At 64.9% G+C, this 24,973-nt stretch carries 27 protein-coding genes; 18 read left to right on the plus strand and 9 right to left on the minus strand.

Annotated elements, in window-relative coordinates; genetic code table 11:
* Positions 1-87 precede the first annotated feature (87 nt).
* A complete protein-coding gene (locus SSO01S_RS10475) occupies positions 88-909 on the plus strand; it encodes an HTD2 family dehydratase (protein WP_066798622.1) in 822 nt (273 codons plus the stop codon).
* 93 nt (positions 910-1,002) lie between these two features.
* Here SSO01S_RS10475 and hutC read toward each other — a convergent pair whose 3' ends face one another.
* Both hutC and SSO01S_RS10485 read right to left on the minus strand, forming a co-directional pair.
* On the minus strand, positions 1,003-1,662 hold the full coding sequence (gene hutC, locus SSO01S_RS10480) for a histidine utilization transcriptional repressor HutC (RefSeq protein WP_066798623.1): 660 nt from the start codon (positions 1,660-1,662) through the stop codon (positions 1,003-1,005).
* A complete protein-coding gene (locus SSO01S_RS10485; protein WP_066798624.1) occupies positions 1,659-3,002 on the minus strand; it encodes a formimidoylglutamate deiminase in 1,344 nt (447 codons plus the stop codon). Before SSO01S_RS10485 ends, hutC begins: the two co-directional genes overlap by 4 nt.
* 61 nt (positions 3,003-3,063) lie before the next feature.
* Here SSO01S_RS10485 and hutI point away from each other — a divergent pair, with 61 nt between their 5' ends.
* The 13 genes from hutI to SSO01S_RS10550 all read left to right on the plus strand — a co-directional run bounded on the left by hutI (position 3,064) and on the right by SSO01S_RS10550 (position 14,746).
* Positions 3,064-4,251, plus strand: a complete 1,188-nt coding sequence (gene hutI, locus SSO01S_RS10490; RefSeq protein ID WP_066798625.1) for an imidazolonepropionase — start codon at positions 3,064-3,066, stop codon at positions 4,249-4,251.
* A complete protein-coding gene (gene hutH, locus SSO01S_RS10495) occupies positions 4,242-5,756 on the plus strand; it encodes a histidine ammonia-lyase (protein ID WP_066798626.1) in 1,515 nt (504 codons plus the stop codon). The genes hutI and hutH overlap by 10 nt, the downstream gene beginning before the upstream one ends.
* Complete coding sequence (gene hutG, locus SSO01S_RS10500) at positions 5,753-6,544, plus strand: N-formylglutamate deformylase (RefSeq protein ID WP_066798627.1); 792 nt, start codon at positions 5,753-5,755, stop codon at positions 6,542-6,544. The genes hutH and hutG overlap by 4 nt, the downstream gene beginning before the upstream one ends.
* On the plus strand, positions 6,541-8,199 hold the full coding sequence (gene hutU, locus SSO01S_RS10505; RefSeq protein ID WP_066798628.1) for a urocanate hydratase: 1,659 nt from the start codon (positions 6,541-6,543) through the stop codon (positions 8,197-8,199). The genes hutG and hutU overlap by 4 nt, the downstream gene beginning before the upstream one ends.
* A 33-nt stretch (positions 8,200-8,232) precedes the next feature.
* Positions 8,233-9,345 carry an S-(hydroxymethyl)glutathione dehydrogenase/class III alcohol dehydrogenase gene (locus SSO01S_RS10510; protein ID WP_066798629.1) on the plus strand — a complete coding sequence of 371 codons (1,113 nt, stop codon included), beginning with the start codon at positions 8,233-8,235 and terminating at the stop codon, positions 9,343-9,345.
* Positions 9,346-9,355: 10 nt separating this feature from the next.
* A complete protein-coding gene (locus SSO01S_RS10515) occupies positions 9,356-9,742 on the plus strand; it encodes a VOC family protein (RefSeq protein WP_066798630.1) in 387 nt (128 codons plus the stop codon).
* Entirely contained in the window at positions 9,739-10,587 is an 849-nt protein-coding gene (gene purU / locus SSO01S_RS10520) for a formyltetrahydrofolate deformylase (protein ID WP_066798631.1), read from the plus strand. The genes SSO01S_RS10515 and purU overlap by 4 nt, the downstream gene beginning before the upstream one ends.
* An 11-nt stretch (positions 10,588-10,598) precedes the next feature.
* Positions 10,599-11,432, plus strand: a complete 834-nt coding sequence (gene fghA / locus SSO01S_RS10525; protein WP_066798632.1) for an S-formylglutathione hydrolase — start codon at positions 10,599-10,601, stop codon at positions 11,430-11,432.
* Positions 11,429-12,652: an NAD(P)/FAD-dependent oxidoreductase gene (locus SSO01S_RS10530; protein WP_066798633.1), complete on the plus strand. Its 1,224-nt coding sequence runs from the start codon at positions 11,429-11,431 to the stop codon at positions 12,650-12,652. Before fghA ends, SSO01S_RS10530 begins: the two co-directional genes overlap by 4 nt.
* A gap of 96 nt (positions 12,653-12,748) precedes the next feature.
* On the plus strand, positions 12,749-12,961 hold the full coding sequence (locus SSO01S_RS10535) for a helix-turn-helix transcriptional regulator (protein WP_066798634.1): 213 nt from the start codon (positions 12,749-12,751) through the stop codon (positions 12,959-12,961).
* Positions 12,933-13,358, plus strand: coding sequence for a hypothetical protein (locus SSO01S_RS10540; protein ID WP_157073736.1), 426 nt, complete (start codon positions 12,933-12,935; stop codon positions 13,356-13,358). The genes SSO01S_RS10535 and SSO01S_RS10540 overlap by 29 nt, the downstream gene beginning before the upstream one ends.
* A gap of 24 nt (positions 13,359-13,382) precedes the next feature.
* Entirely contained in the window at positions 13,383-14,267 is an 885-nt protein-coding gene (locus SSO01S_RS10545) for a TraB/GumN family protein (RefSeq protein WP_066798636.1), read from the plus strand.
* The gene (locus tag SSO01S_RS10550; protein ID WP_066798637.1) at positions 14,267-14,746 is read left to right on the plus strand and encodes a DUF1440 domain-containing protein; all 480 of its coding nucleotides are present in this window, start codon (positions 14,267-14,269) and stop codon (positions 14,744-14,746) included. Before SSO01S_RS10545 ends, SSO01S_RS10550 begins: the two co-directional genes overlap by 1 nt.
* Here the strand turns inward: SSO01S_RS10550 and SSO01S_RS10555 are convergent.
* The 5 genes from SSO01S_RS10555 to SSO01S_RS10575 all read right to left on the minus strand — a co-directional run bounded on the left by SSO01S_RS10555 (position 14,743) and on the right by SSO01S_RS10575 (position 18,502).
* On the minus strand, positions 14,743-15,510 hold the full coding sequence (locus SSO01S_RS10555) for an exonuclease domain-containing protein (protein ID WP_066798638.1): 768 nt from the start codon (positions 15,508-15,510) through the stop codon (positions 14,743-14,745). The genes SSO01S_RS10550 and SSO01S_RS10555 overlap by 4 nt on opposite strands.
* Before the next feature lie 39 nt (positions 15,511-15,549).
* A complete protein-coding gene (locus SSO01S_RS10560; RefSeq protein WP_066798639.1) occupies positions 15,550-15,960 on the minus strand; it encodes a DUF983 domain-containing protein in 411 nt (136 codons plus the stop codon).
* A 67-nt stretch (positions 15,961-16,027) separates the two neighbouring features.
* Entirely contained in the window at positions 16,028-17,416 is a 1,389-nt protein-coding gene (pgmG, locus tag SSO01S_RS10565) for a phosphoglucomutase/phosphomannomutase PgmG (RefSeq protein WP_066798640.1), read from the minus strand.
* A gap of 61 nt (positions 17,417-17,477) precedes the next feature.
* Positions 17,478-17,729, minus strand: coding sequence for a J domain-containing protein (locus tag SSO01S_RS10570; RefSeq protein ID WP_066798641.1), 252 nt, complete (start codon positions 17,727-17,729; stop codon positions 17,478-17,480).
* Complete coding sequence (locus SSO01S_RS10575; protein WP_439646563.1) at positions 17,729-18,502, minus strand: division plane positioning ATPase MipZ; 774 nt, start codon at positions 18,500-18,502, stop codon at positions 17,729-17,731. Before SSO01S_RS10575 ends, SSO01S_RS10570 begins: the two co-directional genes overlap by 1 nt.
* Before the next feature lie 102 nt (positions 18,503-18,604).
* Between SSO01S_RS10575 and panC the strand changes: the two genes are divergently transcribed.
* From panC to SSO01S_RS10590, 3 genes are all read left to right on the plus strand, one after another.
* Positions 18,605-19,444, plus strand: a complete 840-nt coding sequence (panC, locus tag SSO01S_RS10580; protein WP_066798643.1) for a pantoate--beta-alanine ligase — start codon at positions 18,605-18,607, stop codon at positions 19,442-19,444.
* 87 nt (positions 19,445-19,531) lie between these two features.
* Positions 19,532-19,828: an SEL1-like repeat protein gene (locus tag SSO01S_RS10585; RefSeq protein ID WP_066798644.1), complete on the plus strand. Its 297-nt coding sequence runs from the start codon at positions 19,532-19,534 to the stop codon at positions 19,826-19,828.
* A gap of 82 nt (positions 19,829-19,910) precedes the next feature.
* Entirely contained in the window at positions 19,911-20,303 is a 393-nt protein-coding gene (locus tag SSO01S_RS10590; RefSeq protein ID WP_066798645.1) for an MAPEG family protein, read from the plus strand.
* Here the strand turns inward: SSO01S_RS10590 and SSO01S_RS10595 are convergent.
* A complete protein-coding gene (locus SSO01S_RS10595) occupies positions 20,300-20,686 on the minus strand; it encodes a hypothetical protein (protein WP_066798646.1) in 387 nt (128 codons plus the stop codon). The two genes, SSO01S_RS10590 and SSO01S_RS10595, sit on opposite strands and share 4 nt — an antisense overlap.
* A gap of 1 nt (position 20,687) precedes the next feature.
* Positions 20,688-23,258, minus strand: a complete 2,571-nt coding sequence (topA, locus tag SSO01S_RS10600; RefSeq protein ID WP_066798647.1) for a type I DNA topoisomerase — start codon at positions 23,256-23,258, stop codon at positions 20,688-20,690.
* Between the two features lie 190 nt (positions 23,259-23,448).
* On the opposite strand from topA, the gene SSO01S_RS10605 reads away from it, so the two are divergent.
* Positions 23,449-24,966 carry a DUF4403 family protein gene (locus SSO01S_RS10605; protein ID WP_245646730.1) on the plus strand — a complete coding sequence of 506 codons (1,518 nt, stop codon included), beginning with the start codon at positions 23,449-23,451 and terminating at the stop codon, positions 24,964-24,966.
* The last annotated feature ends 7 nt before the right edge of the window (positions 24,967-24,973 follow it).

The following is a 24,973-nucleotide window of genomic DNA, read 5'->3' on the forward strand; positions in this document are numbered from 1 at the left end:
CGGCCAGCACAGCGATGAAGTGCTGGCGGAGATTCTCGGCATGAGCAGTGGCGAGATCGGCAAGCTGCACGATCGGGGCCTTGTCGCATGACCGCGATCGACCCGGCGGAGCTACTGGAACTGCGCGCCGCGATCGGCCGTCAGGAAACCCAGGTCGCGATCCTCGAGACCGAGAGCCTGCGCCGCTACGCGCTCGCGATCGGGGCCGATCCCGATGTTGAGCGCTGCCAGCCGCAATTGGCGCATTGGGCCTTTTTCCTGCCCGCTGTTCGCGACTCTGAAATCGGTGCGGATGGCCACCCGCAGCGCGGCGGTTTTCTCCCGGCGGTGAAGCTGCCACGCCGCATGTTCGCGGCCGCCGACATGACCTTCCACGCCCCGCTACAGCTCGGCCAGCCCGCCGAAATGACCGGCACGATCGCGGATGTTGCACACAAGAGCGGACGTTCGGGCGATCTCCTGTTCGTCGAAGTCGATCGCGTCGTGACGCAGGATGGCCTGCCGCGCGTGTCGGAACGGCAAAGCTATGTCTATCGCGGCGATAGCGGACCTGCGCCTATGCCGGCGCCCTCAGCGGACCCAATCGAGGGGGAGCTATGGCACCCGGACGAGGTCAATCTTTTCCGCTTCTCGGCGGCGACCTTCAATGGTCACCGCATCCATTACGACCTGCCCTATGCAAAAGCGGAGGAAGGCTATCCGGCCCTAGTCATCCATGGCCCGTTCACCGCGAGCAAGCTTGCCGAGCTCGCCGGACGCCTACGGCCTCTGGCCGGCTTTTCCTTTCGTGCTCAGGCACCGTTGTTTCTTGGTCAGCCAGTCAGACTGCAAACCAGCGCCGATACGTTTCGTGCCATTCGTGCTGACGGGATGATTGCAATGACAGCACTCCCCATTTGGTCGAAATGACACGAACGGCTCGGGAACGCTTCAATCGATAGAGTTCGCCGTCGCAAGGGCGAGTTCGTGAGTTCAATCCTAGCAGGCAGCGCCATTGCCCCCTCAGGAGGCGCCCGGCCTGAATTCGGCCACGAGATCGTAGCGATCCCCCGGGAACAATTGCTCGACCAGCGTCACCGGTGCGTCCATCCGCCAGGTCCGCCGCTCGATCAGCAGGCACGCCTTGCCAGCCGCCATTTCCAGCAGGGCCGCCTGCCCCGCATCCGCCTCGACCGCGCGGATGCCATGGCGCGCCCGTGTCCACGGAACATGGCCGAGCAGCCAGCTTCCGGGCGAAACCGTATCGAAGGATTCCTCCCCCGCTTCCGGCACCGCCGCGAGAAAGATCGTCCGCGTCTCCAGGCAAAAGGGCCTTCCCGCCGCATGGTGCACGCCGGTGACGAGCAGTTCCGCGCCGTCGACCCGCCGGTCCAGCAATTTCCAGCAATAGGCCTCGCCCCGCGCCGCGATCATCGCGGCGAGATCGGGCACTTCCAGCACCGCCGAATGCACTTGCGGGTCGGCCACGAACGACCCCGCCTTGCGCCGCCGTTCGATCAGGCCCGCGCGCGCCAGCCGGGTCAGCGCCTTGCTGACCGTGGCACGCGAGCAGCCATAGGATGCGACCAGCTCATGCTCGAAGGGGATGCGATCCCCCGGCCGCCATTCGCCCGAATGCACGCGCGCCTCGATATCCGAGCGGATCCGTTCCTCGACGGTCATGCGAGCAGGGCCGCGACTGTCTGACGGTAGCGCGCTGCCACGGCGTCCGCCGCGATATGGCGACCGTTCGCTACCATCTGCCGCCCGCCGCGCCACACACCGTGCACCGCGCCGTGCCGCGCGGCGAAGATCCATGCGTCTAGCACGCTGTCTCCCGCCATACCGGCAAGAGCTGGATGATCGCTATCCAGCGCGACGAGATCGGCGGGGCTGCCCACCGTCAGCCCGCCGCCCACGCCCAGCGCCTGCGCGCCACCGGCAAGCGCCGCATCGAAGAGCGTGCGCCCTACCGATGCGCCCTCTGCCGCGAGTAGCGCCCGGCGGCGATGCGCCAGCCGCTGGGAATATTCGAGCGCGCGGATTTCACCGGGCGCATCGATCAGAATGTTGGAATCGGTGCCGACACCGATCCGCCCGCCGCTCGCCAGATAGCGGATCGCAGGGAAAATCCCGTCGCCCAGATTGGCCTCGGTCACCGGACACAACCCCGCCACCGCCTTGCTCGACGCCAGCCGGTCGCATTCCCGGTCGCTCAGATGCGTCGCATGGATCAGGCACCAGCGAGGATCGACATCGGCATTGTCGAGCAGCCACTCCACGGGGCGCGCGCCGCTCCATGCGAGGCACGCCTCGACTTCCTTCACCTGCTCGGCAGCGTGGATGTGGACAGGACCGTCGCCAGCCAGCGGCAGGAGTGCGGCCAGTTCGTCCGGCGTCACCGCGCGCAGCGAATGCGGTGCGATACCAAGCACGCCGTCCGCCGGAAGCTTCGCGCGGCTTGCTTCGACCAGCCGCGCAAAGTCTTCCACATCGCTGAGGAACCGCCGCTGCCCCTGCTTCGGCGCGGCGCCACCAAAATCGGAATGGGCATAGAAGACCGGCAGGAGCGTCAGGCCTATTCCACTCGCCTCCGCAGCCACAACTATCGCGCCCGCCGTCTCCGCCGGATCGCCGTAGCGTCCGCCATCCACGTCATTGTGCAGATAGTGAAACTCGCCCACGCGGATGAACCCGCTTTCGAGCATTTCGACATAGGCCTGCGCGGTTATCGCGGCGATGTCATCGGGGGTCAGCCGGTCGAGGAAGCGGTACATCACTTCGCGCCAGCTCCAGAAATCATCATCGGGCCGCCCGCGCCGCTCCGACAATCCCGCCATGCCGCGTTGAAATCCATGACTATGCACGTTGCAAAGGCCCGGCAACGCCACGCCGTGCCGTGCATCGCCCGGACGCGGAGGCGCGCCTGGTTCGATCGATGTGATCGCATTGCCCGCGATGCCGATCCGCACGTCGAGCGCCCAGCCGGTGGTGAGCAGTGCGCTTTCAAACCAGAGATACATCAACTGGGCCTCCTGAATATTATGTCTAGACATAATCCAGAGGCCCGCGCAACATCGCGCCATGGACCGGCTATGGACCAATGCGCGACTCGCGACGATGGCGGGCGACGATCTGGGCGTGATCGAGGATGGCGCGATCGCATGCCGCGACGGCCGCCTGGTCTATGCCGGGCCACGCGCCGACGCGCCCAAGGCGGCAGAGACCATCGATTGCAGCGGTCGCTGGATCACGCCGGGCCTGATCGATTGTCACACCCACCTGGTGCACGCGGGCAATCGCGCGAACGAATGGGCGATGCGTCTGGAAGGCGTATCCTATGAGGAGATTGCACGCGCGGGCGGTGGCATTCTTTCAACGATGCACGCCACGCGCGACGCGAGCGAGGCAGAACTGGTCGAAAGCGCCCTCCCCAGGCTCGATGCGCTGCTTGCCGAGGGTGTCACGACAATCGAGATCAAATCCGGCTATGGGCTGCGCGTCGAGGACGAGCTCAAGATGCTCCGCGCCGCCCGTGTGCTGGGCACAGTGCGCGACGTCCGCGTCTCGCCCACCCTGCTCGGCGCACATGCCTTGCCCCCAGAATATGTCGGCCGCGCCGACGCCTATGTCGATCTGGTGTGCGAAGAGATGATCCCCGCCGCAATCGGCCTGGCCGACGCGGTGGACGCGTTCTGCGAAGGGATCGGCTTCACCCCCGAACAATCCGGACTCGTGCTTGCCGCAGCGCGCGAGGCAGGCTTCGCGGTGAAGCTCCACGCCGAGCAACTCTCAGCGCTGGGCGGCGCAAGTCTTGCCGCCAGTCATGGCGCGCTATCCGCCGATCATCTGGAACATGCGACCGAAACCGATGCCCGCGCGATGGCCGAAGCAGGCACGGTCGCAGTGCTGCTGCCGGGCGCATATTATTTCATGCGCGAGACGCATCTGCCGCCAGTCGACCTGTTGCGCACACACGGCGTGCCCATCGCGCTCGCGACCGACTGCAATCCGGGCACCTCGCCGACCACCTCGCTGCTGCTGATGCTCAACATGGGCGCGACGCTGTTCCGCCTGACCGTGACCGAGGCGCTACGCGGCGTCACCGTGCATGCCGCCCGCGCGCTCGGCCTTTCCCAAGAAGTTGGCACGATCGAGCCCGACAAGGCATGCGACCTTGCGATCTGGAACATCGCTGACCCCGCCGAGCTGGTCTATCGCATCGGCGCCAATCCCCTGCACTCCCGCGTCAAGGATGGCCGATGCTGCTGACTCCCGGTGCCGTTTCCTATGCGGGCTGGCGCGCAATCTATCGCGGGGGGCCAGTGACGCTCGATCCCGCCGCGCGCCCCGCCATCGCCGAAAGCGCAGCCTCCGTTGCCCGTATCCTGTCACGCGGTGAGCCGGTCTATGGGATCAACACCGGCTTCGGGAAACTCGCCAGCGTACGGATCGAAAGCGAAGATCTCGCCACGCTCCAGCGCAACATCGTGCTGAGCCATGCGGCGGGCGTGGGCGAGCCGATGCCAATCCCCATCGCACGGCTGATGATGGCGCTGAAGCTTGCCAGCCTTGCGCGCGGCAATTCGGGCGTCGCTCCCGCCACGGTCGATCTGCTCGAAGCGATGCTGACCAAGGGGTTGGTGCCCGTCGTCCCGGCGCAAGGCTCGGTCGGCGCATCGGGCGATCTCGCGCCGCTCGCGCACATGACCGCGGCGATGATCGGCGTGGGCGAGATCTTCGTCGATGGCACGCGCCTTCCCGCCGCACAGGCGCTTGCGGCGGCGGACCTCACGCCACTCACACTTGGCCCAAAGGAAGGCCTTGCCCTTCTGAACGGCACGCAATTTTCGACTGCCTATTCGCTGGCCGGGCTGTTCGAGGCCGAACGCCTTTACCGCGCCGCGCTGATCACCGGCGTGCTCTCCACCGAGGCCGCCAAAGGCTCCGACACCCCTTTCGACCACCGCATCCATGCGCTGCGCGGCCACGCCGGGCAGATCGAAACCGCCGATGCGCTGCGCGGCCTGATGCTGGGCTCCGCGATCCGCGCCTCGCATGCGATCGACGATCTGCGCGTGCAGGACCCCTATTGCCTGCGCTGTCAGCCGCAGGTGATGGGCGCGGTGCTGACGCTGCTCAGGCAGGCGGGCGACACGCTGGTCACCGAAGCCAATGGCGTGTCTGACAATCCACTTATCTTCTCCAATACCGATGAGGCTCTGTCAGGCGGCAATTTCCACGCCGAGCCTGTCGCCTTTGCCGCCGACATGATCGCGCTGGCCTTGTGCGAGATCGGCAGCCTTTCCGAGCGTCGGATTGCGATGCTGGTCGATCCCGCGCTTTCGGGCCTCCCTGCGTTCCTGACCCCGCAACCGGGGCTCAATTCGGGGTTCATGATCCCCCAGGTTACCGCCGCCGCGCTCGTTTCGGAAAACAAGCAGCGCGCCTATCCGGCGAGCGTCGATTCGATCCCGACTTCCGCGAACCAGGAGGATCATGTGTCGATGGCCGCGCACGGGGCGCGGCGCTTGATCGGCATGGCGGAAAACGTCGACCACATTCTGGCGATCGAGTTGCTGGCTGGCGCACAAGGTTGTGATTTCCACGCGCCACTCGCGTCCAGCACCGCGATCGAAAAGGTGCGGGCGATGCTTCGCGCACAGGTGCCGACGCTCGATCACGATCGCCACATGGCACCCGACATGGCGGCGGCGGCAACGTTGATCCGCGATCCGGGGTTCCTCACCGGCGATCTTCCGGGGATTGCGGCGTGAACTGGCTCCACGTCGAGCGCAGCGACAGTCCGCTGATCCTCGCTTTCCCCCATGGCGGCACCGATCTCGCTGGCTTTGAAGCCGCGTTCCGATCGCGCTGGTGGGCGATCCGCGATGCCGATTGGCACATCCGGGCGCTCTACGAAGGATTGGCCGACGCGACCTTCATTTGGACCGATATTTCACGCAGCGTGATCGACTGCAATCGCGATCCCTCCGGCCAGTCGCTCTATCCCGGCCAGACCACCACCGGCCTCTGCCCCACCGAAACCTTCGATGGTGAATCCCTATATCGCGCAAGCTATGAACCCGATCTGGCCGAACGCATGCCGTGGTTCACGCCCTATCATGCTGCCATAAAGGCCGAGATCGCGCGCCTGCGAGAGAATCACCCTATGGTGGTGCTCTATGATTGCCACTCGATCCGCAGCCGAGTGCCGCGGCTGTTCGATGGCGAATTGCGCGAACTCAATATCGGCACCGATATGGGCAGGACCTGCGACCTTGCGCTGAGCGACGCCGTGGTCGCCGCCAGCGCATCGCGCAGCCATGTCCTCAACGGCCGCTTCCGGGGCGGCTGGACCACGCGCCATTACGGCCGCCCCGAAGGCGGCGTCCACGCGATCCAGATGGAGATCGCGATGCGCGCCTATCTCGACGAGCCCGGGGGCGTGCCGGACGAGACCAACTGGCCGCCGATCTGGAACCCCGATCGCGCCGCCCCGCTCCGCGCCCATCTGGAACAGATCCTCGCCGCCGCAACGGCCTTTGCGAAAGCACCCGCATGACCCGCATCGACAATGCCCGCCACATCCAGGCCACGACCGGCAACGAACTGACCGCGAAAAGCTGGCTCACCGAAGCCCCAATGCGGATGCTGATGAACAACCTCGACCCGCGCGTCGCGGAAAACCCCGCTGAGCTGGTCGTTTATGGCGGAATCGGGCGGGCAGCGCGCGATTGGGAGAGCTATGACCGGATCGTCGATACGCTCAAAAGGCTCGGCGATGACGAGACCTTGCTGATCCAGTCGGGAAAGCCCGTCGGCGTTTTCCGCACGCACAAAAATGCGCCGCGCGTACTGCTCGCCAATTCGAACCTCGTGCCCAAATGGTCGACCTGGGAGCATTTCCACGAACTCGACCGCAAGGGGCTGGCCATGTACGGCCAGATGACCGCCGGCAGCTGGATCTATATCGGCAGTCAGGGGATCGTGCAGGGCACCTATGAGACGTTCGTCGAGGCCGGTCGCCAGCATTATGGCGGCAGCCTTGCGGGACGCTGGATCCTCACCGCAGGGCTGGGCGGGATGGGCGGCGCGCAGCCGCTGGCAGCGACGATGGCGGGAGCCTCGTGCCTCGCGGTCGAATGCCAGCCGAGCCGGATCGAGATGCGGCTGGAGACGGGCTATCTGGATCGCGCGACGGATAATCTCGACGAGGCGTTGCAAATCGTCACTAACGCCACCGCGCCCGTTTCGGTGGGCCTGCTCGGCAATGCTGCCGACATCTATCCCGAACTTGTCCGGCGCGGCGTTCGCCCCGATCTGGTGACCGATCAGACATCGGCGCACGATCCGATCAATGGCTATCTGCCGCAGGGATGGACGCTCGAGCGCTGGTTCGCCGAGCGCGAAAGCGCTCCCGAAGCCGTGGCGAAAGCCGCCAAGGCATCGATGGCGGTCCATGTCCGCGCGATGCTCGATTTCCACGCAGCGGGCGTGCCCACGGTGGATTACGGCAACAACATCCGGCAGGTCGCCTGTGACGAAGGCGTGGCAGATGCCTTCGCCTTTCCCGGCTTCGTCCCCGCCTATATCCGACCGCTCTTCTGCCGGGGCGTCGGCCCGTTCCGCTGGGTCGCGCTCTCGGGCGATCCGGAAGACATCTACAGGACCGATGCGAAGGTGAAGGAGCTGCTGCCCGACGATGCGCATCTCCATCGCTGGCTCGATATGGCGCGCGAGCGCATCCATTTTCAGGGGCTGCCTGCCCGCATCTGCTGGGTGGGCCTGGGCGACCGGCACCGTCTCGGCATGGCGTTCAACGAAATGGTCGCATCGGGTGAGCTCAAGGCGCCGATCGTGATCGGCCGCGATCATCTCGACAGCGGATCGGTCGCCAGCCCCAATCGCGAGACCGAAGCGATGCTGGACGGATCGGACGCGGTCTCGGACTGGCCCTTGCTCAACGCCCTGCTCAACACCGCCAGCGGCGCGACCTGGGTCTCGCTCCACCATGGCGGCGGCGTCGGCATGGGCTATTCGCAGCATTCGGGCATGGTGATCGTCGCCGATGGCACCCCAGAGGCGGCGGCGCGGCTGGAGCGGGTGCTGTGGAACGATCCCGCCACCGGGGTGATGCGCCACGCCGATGCAGGCTACCCGCAGGCCATCGACGCCGCGCGGCGCGCGGGCCTCGACCTACCCGGCATCACAGGCTAGTCGAACTCCCGAATCCAGTTCGGGAGTATAACAATGAAGACCCGCGCCGCGGTCGCGTTCGAAGCGAAGAAGCCACTCGAAATCGTCGAGCTCGATCTCGAAGGCCCCAAGGCCGGCGAAGTGCTGGTCGAGATCATGGCGACAGGCATCTGCCACACCGATGCTTATACGCTCGACGGTTTCGACAGCGAAGGCATCTTCCCCAGCGTGCTGGGCCATGAAGGCGCAGGCGTGGTGCGCGAAGTGGGCGCAGGCGTGACCAGCGTAAAGCCGGGCGACCATGTGATCCCGCTCTACACGCCGGAATGCCGCCAGTGTAAGTCGTGCCTGAGCGGCAAGACCAACCTGTGCACCGCGATCCGCGCGACGCAGGGCAAGGGCCTGATGCCCGATGGCACCACGCGCTTCAGCTATAAGGGCCAGCCCATCTACCATTATATGGGCTGCTCGACCTTCTCGAACTTCACCGTGCTGCCCGAAATCGCGGTCGCGAAAATCCGCGAAGACGCGCCGTTCCAGTCGAGCTGCTATATCGGCTGCGGCGTCACCACCGGCGTTGGCGCCGTGATCAACACGGCCAAGGTGCAGGTGGGCGACAATGTCGTCGTCTTCGGTCTGGGCGGCATCGGCCTCAACGTCATTCAGGGCGCACGCCTTGCTGGCGCGAACAAGATTATCGGCGTCGATATCAACCCCGATCGCGAGGAATGGGGCCGCCGCTTCGGCATGACCGAGTTCCTGAACTCGAAGGGCATGAGCCGCGAAGACGTGGTCGCAACGATCGTCGCGATGACCGATGGTGGTGCTGACTATACCTTCGACGCGACGGGCAATACCGAAGTGATGCGCATCGCGCTAGAGGCCTGCCACCGCGGCTGGGGCACCAGCATCATCATCGGCGTGGCGGAAGCAGGCAAGGAAATCAGCACCCGCCCGTTCCAGTTGGTCACCGGCCGCAACTGGCGCGGCACCGCCTTTGGCGGGGCGAAGGGCCGCACCGACGTGCCGAAGATCGTCGACATGTACATGGCCGGCAAGATCGAGATCGATCCGATGATCACCCATGTCATGGGACTGGAAGACATCAACAAGGGCTTCGACCTGATGCATGCCGGTGAGAGCATCCGCAGCGTCGTCGTCTATTAAGGAGAGAACGATGTTCACGCATATCATGATCGGCGCGAACGATCCTGCCCGCAGCAAGACCTTTTACGATGCAGCCCTCGGCGCGCTGGGCATCGCAGCGGGCTTCGCGGCGGGAGACCGGGTTTTCTATCGTGGGCCCAATGGCGGCGCGCTCGGCGTGGGCAAGCCAGCTAACGGTGAATCCGCGACCTTCGCCAATGGGGGGACGATCGGCTTTCAGGCAAAGACGACTGCTGAGGTCGATGCCTTCCACGCCGCCGGTTGCGCCAATGGCGGCACCTGCGAAGGTGCACCGGGCGTGCGCGAGAACGCGCCGGGCAAGGCCTATGGCGCCTATCTGCGCGACCCCGACGGCAACAAGATCTGCGCCTTCGCGCCCAATCCAAACGCCGGATGAGCGCGCCTGCCTGGATCCTGACGCTCGATTGCGTTGACCGCCCCGGCATCGTCGCAGCGGTCAGCGGCTTTCTGGCCGAACGCGACGGCTTCATCCTCGACAGCCAGCAATATGCCGATCTGGATGCCGGGCGCTTCTTCATGCGCGTCGAGTTCAAATCGGCAGGTGCGCCGCTCGATACCGAATCGCTCCGCACGGCCTTCGCGCCGGTCGCGGAGAGTCTCTCGCTCAACTGGCAGCTTACCGACGCCGCCGAACTGCCGCGCGTGCTGATCGCGGTATCGAAGGGTTCGCACTGCCTGAACGATCTGCTGCATCGCTGGCAGACCGGATCGCTGGGCGTCGAGATCGTCGGCGTGGTTTCGAACCATGACACGCTGCGCGGGCTGACCGAATGGCATGGCCTGCCCTTCGTCCTGCTGCCCGAAGGCAAGGAGCCACGCGAAGCGGCGATGCTTGCCGAGTTCGAGCGGCTGGGGGCCGATTATCTCGTGCTGGCGCGCTATATGCAGATCCTGTCGAGCGAGCTGGCCGATCGGCTGGCCGGGCGCTGCATCAATATCCATCACAGCTTCCTGCCCAGCTTCAAGGGCGCCCGGCCCTATCACCGCGCGCATGATCGCGGCGTGAAGCTGATCGGCGCGACGGCGCATTTCGTCACCAGCGATCTCGACGAAGGCCCGATCATCGAGCAGGCGGTAGAGCGCATCGATCACCGTGCCCCGGTGGACGAGATGATCCGCATCGGCCGCGATATCGAGGCACAGGTTCTGGCGCGCGCGGTGCGCTGGGTAGGCGCACGACGCGTGTTCCTGAACGGCATCCGCACCATCGTATTCCGCTGACGAGGACAGGCATGGAAACCGTTTCGACCAACCGCTCGCATGGCGGCACGCAGGGCGTGTACAAGCACAGCTCCTCTGCCACCGGCACCGACATGACCTTTTCGGCCTATGTCCCGCCGCATGCCGAAGGCGCAAAGCTGCCGGTGCTCTGGTTCCTTTCAGGCCTCACCTGCACGCATGCCAATGTCACCGAAAAGGGCGAGTATCGCGCGGCCTGCGCCGAGCATGGCGTGATCCTGATCGCGCCCGACACCTCACCGCGCGGCGAGGGCGTACCCTATGACGAAGCCTATGATTTCGGCCAGGGCGCGGGCTTCTATCTCGACGCGACCGAGCAGCCCTGGGCGCAACATTTCCGCATGCGCAGCTATATCGAACAGGAACTGCCCGCGCTGATCGGAGCGAACTTCGCAGCGGATATGACGCGGCAGGGCATTACCGGCCACTCGATGGGCGGTCATGGCGCGCTGACCATCGGCTTGCGCAATCCGGGCCGTTTCAGGAGCGTCTCAGCCTTCTCCCCGATCGTCGCACCCAGCCAAGTGCCCTGGGGCGAGAAGGCGCTTGCCGGCTATCTCGGCGCGGATCGCGCTGCGTGGCGCGAGCATGACGCGGTGGCGCTGATCGAAGATGGCGCGCGCCTGCCTGAATTGCTGGTCGATACCGGGTCCGCCGATCCGTTCCTTGAAAAGGAGCTCCGCCCCGAATTGCTCGAGGCCGCATGTCGAGACGCGGGCATTGCTCTCACCCAGCGCATCCAGCCGGGCTATGATCACAGCTATTATTTCGTCTCCACCTTCCTCGGCGAACATGTCGCCTGGCACGCAGAGCGGTTGAAAGCATGAGCCATTTCGATGTCCTGATCGTTGGTGCCGGCCATAGCGGCGCACAGGCCACGATCGCGCTGCGCCAGAACAAGTTCGAAGGCAGCGTGGCGATGATCGGCGACGAGCCGGAACTGCCCTATGAGCGCCCCCCGCTTTCCAAGGAATATCTGTCGGGCGACAAGCCCTTTGAACGCCTGCTGATCCGCCCCGCCACCTTCTGGGAAGAGCGCGACGTGACGATGCTGGGCGGACGCACGATCGTCGCGGTCGATCCCGGCGCGCACATGGTTCGCACCGCTGATGGCGAGACCTTCAGTTATGGCACGCTGATCTGGGCGACGGGCGGCAAACCGCGGCGGATCGCGTGCGACGGCCATGATCTGCGCGGCATCCACACCGTGCGCACCCGCGCCGATGTCGATGCGATGATGCGAGAGCTGGCGGATGTCCGCGAGGTCACGGTGATCGGTGGCGGCTATATCGGGCTGGAAGCAGCGGCCGTGCTCGCCAAGCTCGGCAAGCAGGTGACGGTCCTCGAAGCGCTCGATCGCGTGCTGGCGCGCGTCGCCGGCGAGCCTTTGTCGCGCTTCTTCGAAGCCGAACACCGCGCACATGGCGTGACGGTACGCACCGGCGTGCAGGTGGAGGCGATTGAGGGCGATGGCAGCGTAAGCGGCGTGCGCCTGGCATCGGGGGAGAACGTGCCCGCCCAGATGGTCATCGTCGGCATCGGCATCATCCCATCGGTCGAACCGCTGCTCGCGGCCGGCGCGGAAGGCGGCAACGGCGTGCTGATCGACGGCCAGTGCCGCACCTCGCTTCCCGATATCTATGCGATCGGCGACTGCGCGCTGCATGCAAACGCCCATGCCGGCGATCGGATGATCCGGCTCGAATCGGTACAGAACGCCAATGATCAGGCGACGACTGCTGCAAAGACGATTTGCGGAATCGAGGCCAGCTATGATGCGGTGCCCTGGTTCTGGTCGAACCAATATGATCTGAAGCTCCAGACCGTGGGGATCTCGGCGGGTCACGACCAGTGCGTGGTTCGCGGGGATCCGGCGACGCGCAGCTTCTCGGTAATATATCTGGCCCAGGGCCGGGTGATCGCGCTCGACTGCGTCAATTCGGTGAAGGACTATGTCCAGGGCCGCAAGCTCGTCGTCGAAGGGCTCGCAATCGATCCTGCCGCGCTCGCCGACGCTACCGTCCCGCTGAAGGAGTTGTCAGCATAACCTAACAAAGTGTCAGGTTGTATTGACAACCCCGTCGCGACTCGGCATGTAAGCCATACCTGACAGATAGTCAGGTAGTGGAGACATGCCGCGATCATGTGGAATCGGCTGAAGATATTACGCGCAGAACGCGACTGGAGCCAGGCGGAGCTTGGCGGCCGGCTCGGCGTATCGCGCCAGGCAATCAACGCGATCGAGACGGGGAAGCACGATCCGTCGCTTCCGCTGGCGTTCAAGATCGCGCGCCTGTTCGCCATGCCGATCGAGGAGATTTTTTCCGATGTCGAACAAGCAGGCAGTGATGACTAAGGGGCCGGGCGAACGCGCGGAGACGGTGCGCCGGCGCAATTATACCCTGATGGTCGCGGGCTTCATGGTGCTCGGCGCCATCACCGGGGCTATATTCACGGCGCAGGGCGCGCATATCGAAGGCCTGTCGCCCCTCGCGGCGATCGCCGTGGCCGCGTCGCTGATGGTCGTGATGCCGCTGGGCAGCTGGTATTTCCTGCGCCACGTGGATGAACTTGAAATCCGCATCAATCTGGTCGCGAGCGCCTGGGCGTTGAACTTCTACGCGCTGGCCTATCCCGTCTGGTACGTGCTGTGGAAAGGGCACCTCGTGCGCGAGCCCAGCCACGAAATCCTGTTTCTAGCGACGGTCGTTGTGATGAGCGTAATCTATCTGTGGAAAAAGGCGCGGGCCTGAACCGCTGCCTGTGGAGTTATTCGGATGCTGAAGAAGAAGCTTTTTGCCCTGGTCGCGTCGCTGGCGGCTTTCATCGCTGCGCCCGCCTGGGCGCAGACGAAGGACGCCGATCCGGCAATCTGGGTGGTCAAGGACGACGACACCACTGTCTATCTGTTCGGCACGGTCCATGTGCTCAAGCCCGGTCTGAGCTGGTTTGACGAGGCGGTGAAGGACGCGTTCGACAAGAGTGACGAGGTCGTGCTCGAAATGGTCGAACCCGAGCCTGCTACGATGCAGGGCCTCATCATGAAGTTCGGCCTCAACACCACCGGTGTCCCCTTCACCGACAAATTGTCGGAAGCGAACCGCGCCAAGCTGGCGACCGCCGCCGCCGATCTCGGGATGCCCGTCGAGGCAACGGGCGCATTCGAGCCATGGCTCGTCGCCGTCATGGCGAGCATGGCACCTCTCAAGAAGCTTGGATACGAACCTGAGAGCGGCGCCGAACGTACGCTTTCGGATGCCGCAAAAGCCGCGAACAAACCTGTCATCGGGCTTGAGACCGCCGAACAGCAGCTCGGCTTTTTCGACACGCTGCCCAACGATCTTCAGATCAGCTATCTCGCCACCACCCTCCAAAATTACGACAAGGTCGGCCCCATGATCGAGAAGATGGTCGCACAATGGGCGGCCGGCGATCCGGTGGCGCTTGGCGATACGATGAACGAGGGGATGCGCGAGACTCCCGAGATCGGCAAGGTGCTGCTCAGCGATCGCAATGCGCGTTGGGCCGAGTGGATCGAGAAGCGGATGGAGAAGCCGGGAACCGTCTTCGTCGCGGTCGGCGCAGGGCATCTTGCGGGCAATGACAGCGTGCAGAGCTACCTCGCCAAGCGCCGCCTGACCGCCACGCGCATCGCATATTGATGGCGAAGCCCCGCCCGTTCCTCGGTCTGGTCGCAGGCGTCGCCGCGGGGCTCGTTGCCTCCGCGGCGATGGCTGCATTTCAGGCACAGGCCAAAAAACTGCTGCCCGATGATGAAGGCGGGGACGACCCGGCAACGGTGAAGGCCGCCGACAAGCTCGGCGAAGCCGTCACGGGTAAGCCTGTTCCCGAACCGCTTCGCGAGACCAGCGGACAGGCCGCACATTATGTCACCGGCGCGGTGCTGGGCGGCATCTATGGCGTGCTCACCGAATATCGCAGCGAAGCAAGCGCCGGTTTCGGCAGCGCTTATGGGGTCATCACGTCGGCGCTGATTGACGAAACGCTTGTGCCCGCCGCCGATCTGGGCCCGGCGCCGCAGGAGACGCCCCTCGCGACCCATGCTCATGGCGCGATGTCTCACCTTGTCTATGGCTGGGTCCTGGAAGGAGTCCGCGCGCTGATCGCCGGCAGGCGCTAGAGCAACAGGTCCTGCGGCGGCACGCCGCTGCGCTTCACCGCGCCGCCGCCTTGCCTGCGCGCATATTCCGTCTCCGCGCTGAAGCGAATGTCGGGATCGCGATCGTTCATGAACGCGATCAGCGCATCCTCGTCGATCTCGGCATATTCGCGCCCGCGATCGGGGCCATAGCGCACGCGCGGCTCCAGCGCCGGCTCCTTCGACCATGCGATCAATTGCTCGACGCTCGTCTCGTTGAGCATGTCGCGCAGGTGGAACGCCGTCACATAGGCGTCGGGAAAGGCGCGGTGCGCGGGCAGGCCGCGTTCGTGATCCATGCCCTCCGGCATCCGCCAATAGCGCAGATACTGGTTCGAGAAGCGCGGACTGCCCGGCCATAGCCGGAGCGCGCATTTATAGGTGCAGATCCAGTCCGCTCCACGCGTGAGCGCAGGCGTGCAGAATTGCTCCTCGAAACTCGCCCGATGGGCCGCCAGCGCCAGCCGGCGGGGCCAGGGATCGAGCAGCGGACGCGCGACATCGTGCCACCACGGCGCATCGGCAACGTCCTCGTCGCGGATATGGTGGACCGCCATGGTCAGCGGCGGGATCGGCCGTCCCGGATTGACCATCCGGCTGCCGCCTTCGCCATATAATTCCCAGCGTCCGTCCGCCCCCAGCGCCACGTCCTGCCAGCCGATCTCGACCACGGCATGCGCGGGCGGCTTTTCGCCGGTGGTCTCTAGATCGATAACGCGGATCAGGGTGGGCTGGGGTGGCGGCATTGGCGGCTAATTGGGGATTCGACCGCCCAAAAGCGAGTCCTAATCCTTCTGGCGCAGCCGTCCCTCGCCCGCCTTGTGATAGAATTGGCTCGCGATCAGCCAGCCCTTGATCGGGCGCAGCGGCAGCACGGTGAAGGCCAGCAGGATCGGCAGGCTCAACACCATATGCACCCAGAAGGGCGGGCCCACATAGATCTCCAGCAGGATCGCGAACAGCACGCCCGGGACGCAGGCGAAGAGCTGGACGAAGATCGCTGGACCATCGGCGGGGTCCGCATAGCCATAATCCAGCCCGCAGACTTCGCAGCCTTCGCGCATTTTCAGGAAGCCCTGAAAGATATGCCCCTGCCCACAACGCGGACAGCGCCCGCGCACGCCCGTCTGCACGGGCTCCAGGCGCGGCCAGCATTTGCCGGTCGCATCGATCTGCTTGGAGTATTCGACGGCCATTCCAACAATATAGGAAGCTGGATCGCTGCGCGCAGTTGGACAATTTGTCCCACCGCGCGCCGGGCGATCAATGCCCCGCCTGCGGGCCCCGCTCCAGCCCGCTTGCCGCGAGCTGCGCGTCGATCATCGCCATCAGCCGGTCCAGGCGTTCCTGGCTCCTCGCCTCGGCGCGGGCGACCAGCACGTCCTGCGTGTTCGAAGCGCGCAGCAGCCACCAGCCATCCGGCGTATTGACCCGCGCGCCATCGGTGCGGTTCACATCCGCGCCCTCGGCCTCAAGCCGAGCCAGCACTTCGTCGACCACCGCAAACTTGCGGCTCTCGTCCACCTGGAATCGCATTTCCGGCGTGTTGACGAATTCGGGCATCTCGCCGCGGATCTCGGTCAGCGACTTGCCGATCACATGCACCGCGTTGATCAGCTGGACGGCAGCATATTGCGCGTCGTCAAAGCCGTAATAATCCTGCGCGAAGAAGATGTGCCCGCTCATCTCGCCCGCCAGCGGTGCGCCGGTTTCCTTCATCTTGGTCTTGATCAGCGAATGGCCGGTCTTCCACATCAGCGGCTGGCCGCCCAGCTCGGCGATGCGGTCGTACAGCATCTGGCTGGCCTTCACGTCGGCGATGATTGTCGAGCCGGGCGCCTTGCGCAGCACGAGTACCGCCAGAATGGAGAGAAGCTGATCGCCCCAGATCACCCGGCCAGTGCCGTCGATCGCGCCGACACGGTCGCCATCGCCGTCGAAAGCCAGTCCGAAATCGAGCTGCTTCTCGGCGACAAGCCGCTTGAGGTCGGCCAGATTCTTCTCTTCGGTGGGATCGGGATGATGGTTGGGGAAATTGCCGTCCACTTCGGTGAAGAGCGTGTGATGCTCACCCGGCAGCAGCTTGACGAGCTTCTCGATCACCGGGCCGGCGGCGCCATTGCCCGTGTCCCAGCCGATCCGGTAGGTGCCGCCCGAATAGCCCGCCAGCAGCCGGCCGACATACAGGTCCTCGATATCGGCGTCGGTCACCGTCTCGGTGCCGTCACCGTCTTCCCAATCACATTCCGCCGCCAGCTTGCCGATCGTCTGGATGTCCTGCCCGAAAAACGGAAGATGCTGGAACACCATCTTGAAGCCATTGTAATTGCCGGGATTATGGCTGCCGGTTATCTGGATGCCGCCGTCCACCTCTAGCGTGGCTTCGGCATAATAGAGCATCGGGGTCGGCCCCATGCCGGTGCGCACCACGTCGCAACCCGAAGCCGTCAGCCCCTCGACCAGCGCATCGCGAAGCATCGGCGAAGAGATGCGCCCGTCCCAGCCCACCGCGACGCGCTTGCCGCCCGCGCGGCGCAGCAATGTCGCGAAACCGCGCCCGATCGCCCGCGCGTCGTCCGGACCCAGGGTCTGGCCGACGATGCCGCGTATGTCATATTCGCGCAGCGACGTGGGGTCGAAACGATGTGTCATGGTGCCTCCCGGAATTTGTTGAGGGCCTAATCCGCGAGCCCGCGCGAAGTTGCAAGCAAAGCTACTTGAGCAACGCGTCCCGCGCCGCGTTGATCCGCCGCGTCAGTTCTGCCGATCCGCCCTTGTCCGGATGCAACGCTGCCACCAGCCGACGGTGCGCCGCGCGGATCTCGTCGGCCCCCGCCTCGGCGCTCACCCCCAGGATCTCGCGTGCCTCGTCGCGGGCGAGCACGGGCCGGGGCTTGGGGCGCGGCCGGATAAACATGTAATAGATCGCCCCGGCGATCAGCGCGGCGAAGAGTATCTTCGCCATCAGGCGAACAGCGGCAGCGCGACTTCGGGCAGCGCCAGCCCGCTCATCATCTCGCGCAATTCCTGCCGCGCGGCGACATGGCTGAGTCCCATCGCGCCAAATTCGCCCGCATCCAGCATGGTCAGCCCCTGCGGGAACAGCTCGCGATAGATGACGCGCTCGGACAGGCCGGAGATCACGCGGAAGCCGACGCGCTTGGAAAGCTGGTCGATCGCTTCGGACACGCGCTTCATGTTGCGCGCCTCGATATGCTGCATGCGGTTGCGCAGCACCACCCAGTCGATGCTCTCGCCATCCGCCTTGGCGCGTCGCTTGCGCGATTCCCAGATCATCTCGGAATAGAAGCTCGGGCGGGAAACGCGGAAGGTTTCCGGGTCCACCTGCCCGATCAGGTCGAAATCGACAAAGCTGTCGTTCATCGGCGTGACCAGCGTATCGGCGTTCGTCACCGAAATCCGGGCAAACTTGTCGTCGCGTCCCGGCGTGTCGATCACCAGGAAGTCGGCATTCTCGCCCAGCCGCTCCAGCGTGGACGAGAAATAATCCATGCTCTCGCCGTCATGCGTTTCATAAACCGGCATCGGCAGGTCCCGCCCGGTCCGCCGGATCGTTTCCCGCCGATTGTCGAGATAGCGGCCCATGGTGCGCTGGCGATGGTCGAGATCGAAGCACGCCACGCGCGCGCCCTTGAAGGCGAGCGCGATCGCGGCATGCACCGCAGTGGTGGACTTGCCCGTGCCGCCTTTCTCGTTGGCGAAAACCAGTACGTGCAATCGCTTCGATCCGTCGCTCAAGACTAACCAACTTCCGTTATTGATCGTGCCGCCCCTCCCCCATAGAAGGCCGCCCTTCCTCTGTATCGAAAGTGTTAACGCGTGCAAACCACCCGTCGCGTCGATGAGCTTCGAGAGACGATTTCCGCTTACCGCGCCGCCGGTGCGCGTATCGCGCTGGTGCCCACTATGGGCGCGCTCCATGCGGGACATATGGCGCTGGTTGAAGAGGCCAAGCTTGCCGCCGATCGCGTCGTCGTCTCGATCTTCGTCAATCCCACGCAATTCGCCCCGAACGAGGATTTCGCCCAATATCCGCGCAAGGAGCAGGCGGATTCGCGGATGCTGACCGCTGCGGGCGTCGACCTGCTCTGGATGCCACCGGTCGAGGAAATGTATCCCAACGGCCCGGAAATCGACGTGCGCGCAAGCGAGATCGGCGATGTGCTCGACGGTGCGCACCGGCCCGGGCACTTCGACGGCGTCACCACGGTCGTCGCGCGCCTGTTCGATCAGGTCCGTCCCGATGTCGCCTTGTTCGGCGAGAAGGACTGGCAGCAGCTTGCGGTGATCCGCCGCATGGTGCTGGATCTGAAGCTCCCGCTCGTGATCCAGGGGGTGCCGACCCAGCGCGAGGATGACGGCCTAGCCCTCTCCTCCCGCAACGCCTATCTGTTACCCGAGGACCGGGCGAAGGCAGTTGCGCTGCCCCGCGCGCTGGGGGCCGCCGAGCGCAGCATCGCGACCGGGGGCGATCCGGCGGCTGCGCTGGCCCAGGCGATCGACACGCTCACCGCTGCCGGCTTCGATGTGGATTATGTCGAGTTGCGCGACGCAGCCACGCTGGGCGCCCCGATCGAGGGGCAGCCGATGCGCCTGCTCGCCGCTGCGCGGATCGGCGGGACCCGGCTGATCGACAACATCGCCGTAACCCATGAATAAGCACGGTTAAATGGCGTTAACCATTTGTTGTGAGATTGCCTGCGAGAACCCGCAACGACCCAGTGAGGGTGGAAAAGGGGTAGCGGCATGGGCAGCAGTCTCAAGAGCGCACAGTTTCTGATCGAAAGTCGGCTCCGCGATGCGGCGCGCGGCGATACCAATGCATGCTTTGATCTGGGCATGGTCTATTCGAGCGGGGCGGAGGGCATGCCCATCGACCTGATCGAAGCGCACAAATGGTTCAATCTGGCCGCCATGTCGGGGGACGAACGCGCCAAGGATTGCCGCGCAGAGATCAGCGAAGACATGACCGCGCGCGAGATCATCGAAGCGCAGAAGGCCGCGCGTGCGTGGCTGATCCTCACCCAAGCCCGCGCCGCCTGAGCGCACGCACAGCGATACGCGCCTGATATTCGACTTCGTCGCAGCATCGGCCTAGCTTTCTCCCGATAGAGGGAGAGCACCGATGCATTTGACGGTAACTGGCTTCACGGCCGCCGCGCTCGCGATCCTGCTTGTGCTGCTTGCGCTCGACACGATCCGAAACCGCTTTCGCACGCGCAAGCCCTTCGGCCTCGGCGACGACCCCGGTCTCACCTCAGCCAGCCGCGCGCATGGCAACCTCGCCGAAAACGCGCCGATTACGCTGATCCTGATGGGCCTCCTCGAATTTGGCGGGGCGGACCGCCAGATCCTCATCTATCTCGCAGTGGCCTTCGTCAGCGCACGGCTACTCCACGCGCTGGGGCTCTACGTCCAGACGAAGGGGCCGCCCCCGCTCCCGCGCGCGCTGGGCGTCATCGCCACGCTCGCGATCCAGCTCGGGCTGGCTGCCTGGCTGATTGCGCGGCTGCTTTAGCCCGCAGCGACGATGCATTTCTCGAGCGTCGCGCGTTCGCTCTCGCGCATCGGCTGCCCTTTGTACGAATAGAAACGGACCCGCCGCCTTTCGCCCAGTTCGGCCACGTCGACCATCGTCCTGCGCCCCTCGTTGAGCGCGCGCTTGATACTCGGCTCCCAGCGTAGTGAGCCCCAGGCTTCCTGGCCGGACAGCCCCAGGCCGCCATCCTTGATCAGGCAATCGCGTATCGTGCTTTCCGGCGTAGCCGTGGTTCGCTCGAACACCACCACGGCCTTCGCGGCTTCCTCGGCCAGCTTCCGATCGCCATCGCGCCACTGGATCGCCGCCACGATCAGGATCAACGCGCCAAAGGCGAAGATGACCAGACGTGGCGGCCGCATCCTATTCCTCGGCGGCCTTCGCGGCAGCCTTCTTGGTCGGCGCCTTCTTTGCGGGAGCCTTTTTCGCCGCGGGCTTCTTCGCAGCAGCCTTTTTCGACGCGGCCTTCATCTTGCCCTTGGCCGGCCCCGCCGCCGCGCGCGCGTCGATCAGTTGCGCGGCTTCCTCCAGCGTCAGCTGATCCTTGTCGATCGACTTGGGCAGGGTCGCGTTGGTCTCGCCATCGGTGACATATTCGCCATAGCGACCGGCCATCAGCTTGATCTCGGCTTCGGTGCGCGGATGCTTGCCGAGAATCTTGAGCGGCTCGCGTGCGGCGCCGCGCGCCGGGCGTCCGCCATTGGCCGCCGCCTCTGCCAGCTTGACCACGGCCGCGTTCATGCCGGTCTCGAACACCTCCATCGTGCCCTGAAGCCGCGCATATTTGCCCGCATGCGCAAGATACGGCCCATAGCGCCCGATCGACGCCGTGATCGGCTCGCCTGTCTCCGGATGCGCGCCGATCGTGCGTGGCAGGCTGAGCAGCTTGAGCGCCAATTCCAGATCGAGCTCGACATCCTTCGGGATCGAGGCGCGCTTGGCGTCCTTCCCGTCGCCGAGCTGGATATAGGGACCAAAACGCCCCGATTTGCGCTCGACCGGCAGATTGGTCTCCGGATCAACGCCCAGGGTCTCATCACCGCCCGATGAATCGCCCTCGCCGCCCGGCTGGGCAAAGCGCCGGGTGAATTTGCACTCGGGATAATTGGAGCAGGCAACGAACGCACCGAAGCGGCCGCCGCGCAGCGCCAATTGGCCCTCGCCGCATTTCGGGCAGAGCCGCGGATCGCTGCCGTCTGCGTTGGGCGGGAACAGATAGGGCGCAAGGAACTGGTCGAGCGCCGCCGTGATCTCGGACGGCTTCTGCTCCATCACCTCAGCGGTACGCGGCTTGAAGTCCTTCCAGAAGGCATCGAGCACCGCCTGCCACTGCGCGCGGCCGCCGGATACCTCGTCCAGTTCCTCTTCCAGCCCCGCGGTATAATCGTAATTCACATAGCGCTCGAAAAAGCGCTCGAGGAACGCGGTCAGCAGCCGCCCGCTTTCCTCTGCGAAGAAGCGGTTCTTCTCCACGCGAACATAGGCGCGGTCCTTGAGCACCTGGATCACCGACGCGTAGGTCGACGGGCGGCCGATCCCCAATTCCTCCATCCGCTTGACCAAAGACGCTTCGGAGAAGCGCGGCGGCGGCTGGGTGAAATGCTGCTCTGCTTTCACGTCCTTCTTGGCAGGCGTGGCACCTTCGCTCAGCTTGGGCAGGCGACGCGATTCCTCGTCGCCCTCGTCATCGCGGCCTTCTTCGTATAGCGCGAGATAGCCGGGGAAGAGCACGACCTGACCAGTCGCGCGCAGCCCGTGCTGGCCCGTCGCATCCTCCAGTTCGATCGTGGTGCGCTCCAGCCGCGCGCTCGCCATCTGGCTCGCCAGCGCGCGCTTCCAGATCAGGTCATAGAGCCGCGCGTGATCGCCGCCGCCATAGCTGTCCTTGCCGAAATCGGTCGGTCGGATCGCTTCGTGCGCTTCCTGCGCATTCTTGGCCTTGGCGGTGTAGTGGCGCGGCTTTTCGGGGACGTAATGCCCGTCATAGCGGTTCACCACCGCCCGGCGCGCCGCCTGGATCGCATCGCCATCCATCTGCACGCCATCGGTACGCATATAGGTGATCGCGCCATCCTCGTAGAGGCCTTGCGCGATCCGCATGGTGTGGCTGGCCGAGAAGCCCAGCTTGCGCGCGGCTTCCTGCTGCAGCGTCGAGGTGGTGAAGGGCGGCGGCGGATTGCGCATCGCCGGCTTGGTCTCGACCGATGCGACGCTGAAGCGGCCCTGCTCGACCGCCAGCTTCGCGGCCTCGGCGGTCTTGCCATCACCGATCGAGAGCCGGTCGAGCTTCTCGCCCTTATACTTGACGAGACGGCTGACGAACGCCGTGCCGTCCTGCTCCATATCGGCGGTAACCGACCAATATTCCTGCGGCTTGAACGCCTCGATCTCGCGCTCGCGGTCCACCACCAGCCGCAGCGCCACCGATTGCACGCGCCCCGCCGATTTGGCACCGGGCAGCTTTCGCCACAGCACGGGCGAAAGCGTGAAGCCCACCAGATAATCGAGCGCGCGGCGGGCGCGATAGGCGTCGATCAGATCGGTATCGAGTTCGCGCGGATGTTCCATTGCGGTTAAAATTGCGGGCTTTGTGATCGCGTTAAAGGTTACCCGTTCGACCTCTTTGGGCAGCGCCTTCTTTTGCTTGAGCACTTCCTGCACGTGCCAGCTAATCGCCTCGCCCTCGCGATCAGGGTCGGTGGCGAGGATCAACCGGTCGGCCTTCTTGGCCTCATCGGTAATCGCCTTTAGCTGCTTGCCCTTGTCGGAATAGGCTTCCCATTCCATCGAGAAGCCCTCGTCCGGGTTCACCGAACCATCGCGCGCCGGCAGGTCGCGGACATGGCCGTAGGAAGCGAGGACGCGATAGTCCTTGCCCAGATATTTCTCGATGGTCTTCGCCTTTGCAGGCGATTCTACGATGACAAGCTGCATGAGTTGTAAGTGATCCCTTACGTGTACGCGTACGAGGGTGGTGGCCCGTCCCGCGCTTCGTCAAGCCCGGAAGGTTTTGCAAGCGCTTTGGCCATGCGCAACCCGTGCGGTCCGGCACGCCGCGCTCGCCGGGGAACCGTTACGCGCGCGAAAGCGTAGTCCCCCGCATCTCCCATGGGGTTGCGAACCTTTGTCTACAGATGCCCAGGCACCGGCCGGCTTCCGGCGGCACCGTATCGCGATCATCGCCGCCGCGCTGATCGTCCTCGCCGCTGCGATCGCCGCGATCCTCTTCTGGTCGCGTAACACCAGCCTGGAGCCGCCCCCGCGCGTCAATGATCCGGTGGAGACGCCACAACAGGCGTCGCTGATAGCGGTGCCGCTGGAGGCGGATGTATCGGCGCTGTCGCAGGCGCTGGAGCGTGCGATCCCGCGCACGCTTTGGACGATCAACCAGAAGTTCGACAAATGCGTCGAGGGCCAGCGCGTCAAACTCTTCAGGGCGAAGATCAAGGTGACGCCCGATCTCAGCTGCACCGTGACGGGCACGGTGACGCGCGGCGCGATCCGGCTGCGCGGTGAGGGTGAGCTGATCATCGCCGACATTCCGATCAACGCCGCGATCAGCGCAAAGAATGTCGCCGGCGTGCTCAAGGAGACCGCGACCGGCAGCGCGATGGCGCATGCCCGCGTCCGCCTGACGCTGCGCGAAGACTGGACGCCGGTGGCCAAGGTTGACCTTTCCTACGGCTGGACGACCCCGCCGGGGATCGACTTCCTTGGCCAGCGGATCACCTTCACCGAACAGGCCGACGAGAAGCTCCGCCCCATCGTAGCGGATCTGGAGCGCGATCTGCCCAAGGAACTGGCCAAGCTGGATGTTCGCGCCAAGGTGGCGGATGCGTGGCGACAGAGCTTCACCGCGCTGCTCCTGAACGAAGCCAATCCCAGCGTCTGGATGCGCGTGACGCCCAAGCAGCTCAGCTATGGCGGCTATTCGCTGGCCGGCAACAAATTGCGCCTGAGCCTCAGCATGGAAGCGGGCACCGAAACCTTTGTCGGCCCGCGCCCGGAAGACCCCAAACCCACGCCGCTGCCCGCGCTGCAAAAGGAGCTTAAGGGCAATCAGCTGCGCTTCTTCATCCCCGTCATCGCCGATTATTCCCAATTGGAGCCGGTGGTGCTGAAGGCGCTGGTAAAGCGATCGGCCCGTCCGTTCGACCTGCCCGGGCTCGGCCCCGTCACCGCCAAGTTCGGCAAGGTCACCGCCTACGGCACCACAGGCGGCCGCATCGCGATGGGGCTGGACATTGCTGCGCGTCCGCAATCCTCAACCGAGGATACGGTGGGCACCGTGTGGATTTCGGCCAGGCCGGTGAACGAGAAGGATTCGCGCAAGGTCTCCTTCACCGATCTGGAGGTGCGCGGAAAAACCAACGGCATTGGTGGCGATCTGCTGGTGCAATTGGTCAACAGCCCCGCCTTGTCCGAAGTGGTGGCCGGTGCGCTGACCCAGAACTTCACCAATGATTTCGAAAAGCTGCTCGGCAAGATCCACCGTGCGATCGAGCAGAAGCGCGAGGGCGATTTCGTCATCCGCGCCGATATCACGAAGGTGGAAACGGGTGAGCTAAGAGCCGCAGGCCAGGGCATTTACCTGCCGGTCTGGGCCGATGGCACGGCCCGGGTGCAATATGTACCGCACTAGAACGGAC

This window comes from Sphingomonas soli NBRC 100801, assembly GCF_001591025.1.
Classification (GTDB): domain Bacteria; phylum Pseudomonadota; class Alphaproteobacteria; order Sphingomonadales; family Sphingomonadaceae; genus Sphingomonas; species Sphingomonas soli.

Excerpts from the sequence above, each read along its gene's own strand:
- hutC (WP_066798623.1), bottom strand. The coding sequence starts at position 1,662 with ATGACCGTCGAGGAACGGATCCGCTCGGATATCGAGGCGCGCGTGCAT.
- SSO01S_RS10540 (WP_157073736.1), top strand. The coding sequence starts at position 12,933 with ATGTCGAACAAGCAGGCAGTGATGACTAAGGGGCCGGGCGAACGCGCG.
- SSO01S_RS10560 (WP_066798639.1), bottom strand. The coding sequence starts at position 15,960 with ATGGCCGTCGAATACTCCAAGCAGATCGATGCGACCGGCAAATGCTGG.
- SSO01S_RS10510 (WP_066798629.1), top strand. The coding sequence starts at position 8,233 with ATGAAGACCCGCGCCGCGGTCGCGTTCGAAGCGAAGAAGCCACTCGAA.
- pgmG (WP_066798640.1), bottom strand. The coding sequence starts at position 17,416 with ATGACACATCGTTTCGACCCCACGTCGCTGCGCGAATATGACATACGC.
- SSO01S_RS10535 (WP_066798634.1), top strand. The coding sequence starts at position 12,749 with ATGTGGAATCGGCTGAAGATATTACGCGCAGAACGCGACTGGAGCCAG.
- SSO01S_RS10530 (WP_066798633.1), top strand. The coding sequence starts at position 11,429 with ATGAGCCATTTCGATGTCCTGATCGTTGGTGCCGGCCATAGCGGCGCA.
- SSO01S_RS10570 (WP_066798641.1), bottom strand. The coding sequence starts at position 17,729 with ATGGCGAAGATACTCTTCGCCGCGCTGATCGCCGGGGCGATCTATTAC.
- SSO01S_RS10545 (WP_066798636.1), top strand. The coding sequence starts at position 13,383 with ATGCTGAAGAAGAAGCTTTTTGCCCTGGTCGCGTCGCTGGCGGCTTTC.
- SSO01S_RS10550 (WP_066798637.1), top strand. The coding sequence starts at position 14,267 with ATGGCGAAGCCCCGCCCGTTCCTCGGTCTGGTCGCAGGCGTCGCCGCG.
- topA (WP_066798647.1), bottom strand. The coding sequence starts at position 23,258 with ATGCAGCTTGTCATCGTAGAATCGCCTGCAAAGGCGAAGACCATCGAG.
- SSO01S_RS10590 (WP_066798645.1), top strand. The coding sequence starts at position 19,911 with ATGCATTTGACGGTAACTGGCTTCACGGCCGCCGCGCTCGCGATCCTG.
- hutI (WP_066798625.1), top strand. The coding sequence starts at position 3,064 with ATGGACCGGCTATGGACCAATGCGCGACTCGCGACGATGGCGGGCGAC.
- purU (WP_066798631.1), top strand. The coding sequence starts at position 9,739 with ATGAGCGCGCCTGCCTGGATCCTGACGCTCGATTGCGTTGACCGCCCC.
- SSO01S_RS10585 (WP_066798644.1), top strand. The coding sequence starts at position 19,532 with ATGGGCAGCAGTCTCAAGAGCGCACAGTTTCTGATCGAAAGTCGGCTC.
- SSO01S_RS10475 (WP_066798622.1), top strand. The coding sequence starts at position 88 with ATGACCGCGATCGACCCGGCGGAGCTACTGGAACTGCGCGCCGCGATC.
- hutH (WP_066798626.1), top strand. The coding sequence starts at position 4,242 with ATGCTGCTGACTCCCGGTGCCGTTTCCTATGCGGGCTGGCGCGCAATC.
- SSO01S_RS10515 (WP_066798630.1), top strand. The coding sequence starts at position 9,356 with ATGTTCACGCATATCATGATCGGCGCGAACGATCCTGCCCGCAGCAAG.
- SSO01S_RS10555 (WP_066798638.1), bottom strand. The coding sequence starts at position 15,510 with ATGCCGCCACCCCAGCCCACCCTGATCCGCGTTATCGATCTAGAGACC.
- hutU (WP_066798628.1), top strand. The coding sequence starts at position 6,541 with ATGACCCGCATCGACAATGCCCGCCACATCCAGGCCACGACCGGCAAC.
- SSO01S_RS10595 (WP_066798646.1), bottom strand. The coding sequence starts at position 20,686 with ATGCGGCCGCCACGTCTGGTCATCTTCGCCTTTGGCGCGTTGATCCTG.
- SSO01S_RS10485 (WP_066798624.1), bottom strand. The coding sequence starts at position 3,002 with ATGTATCTCTGGTTTGAAAGCGCACTGCTCACCACCGGCTGGGCGCTC.
- fghA (WP_066798632.1), top strand. The coding sequence starts at position 10,599 with ATGGAAACCGTTTCGACCAACCGCTCGCATGGCGGCACGCAGGGCGTG.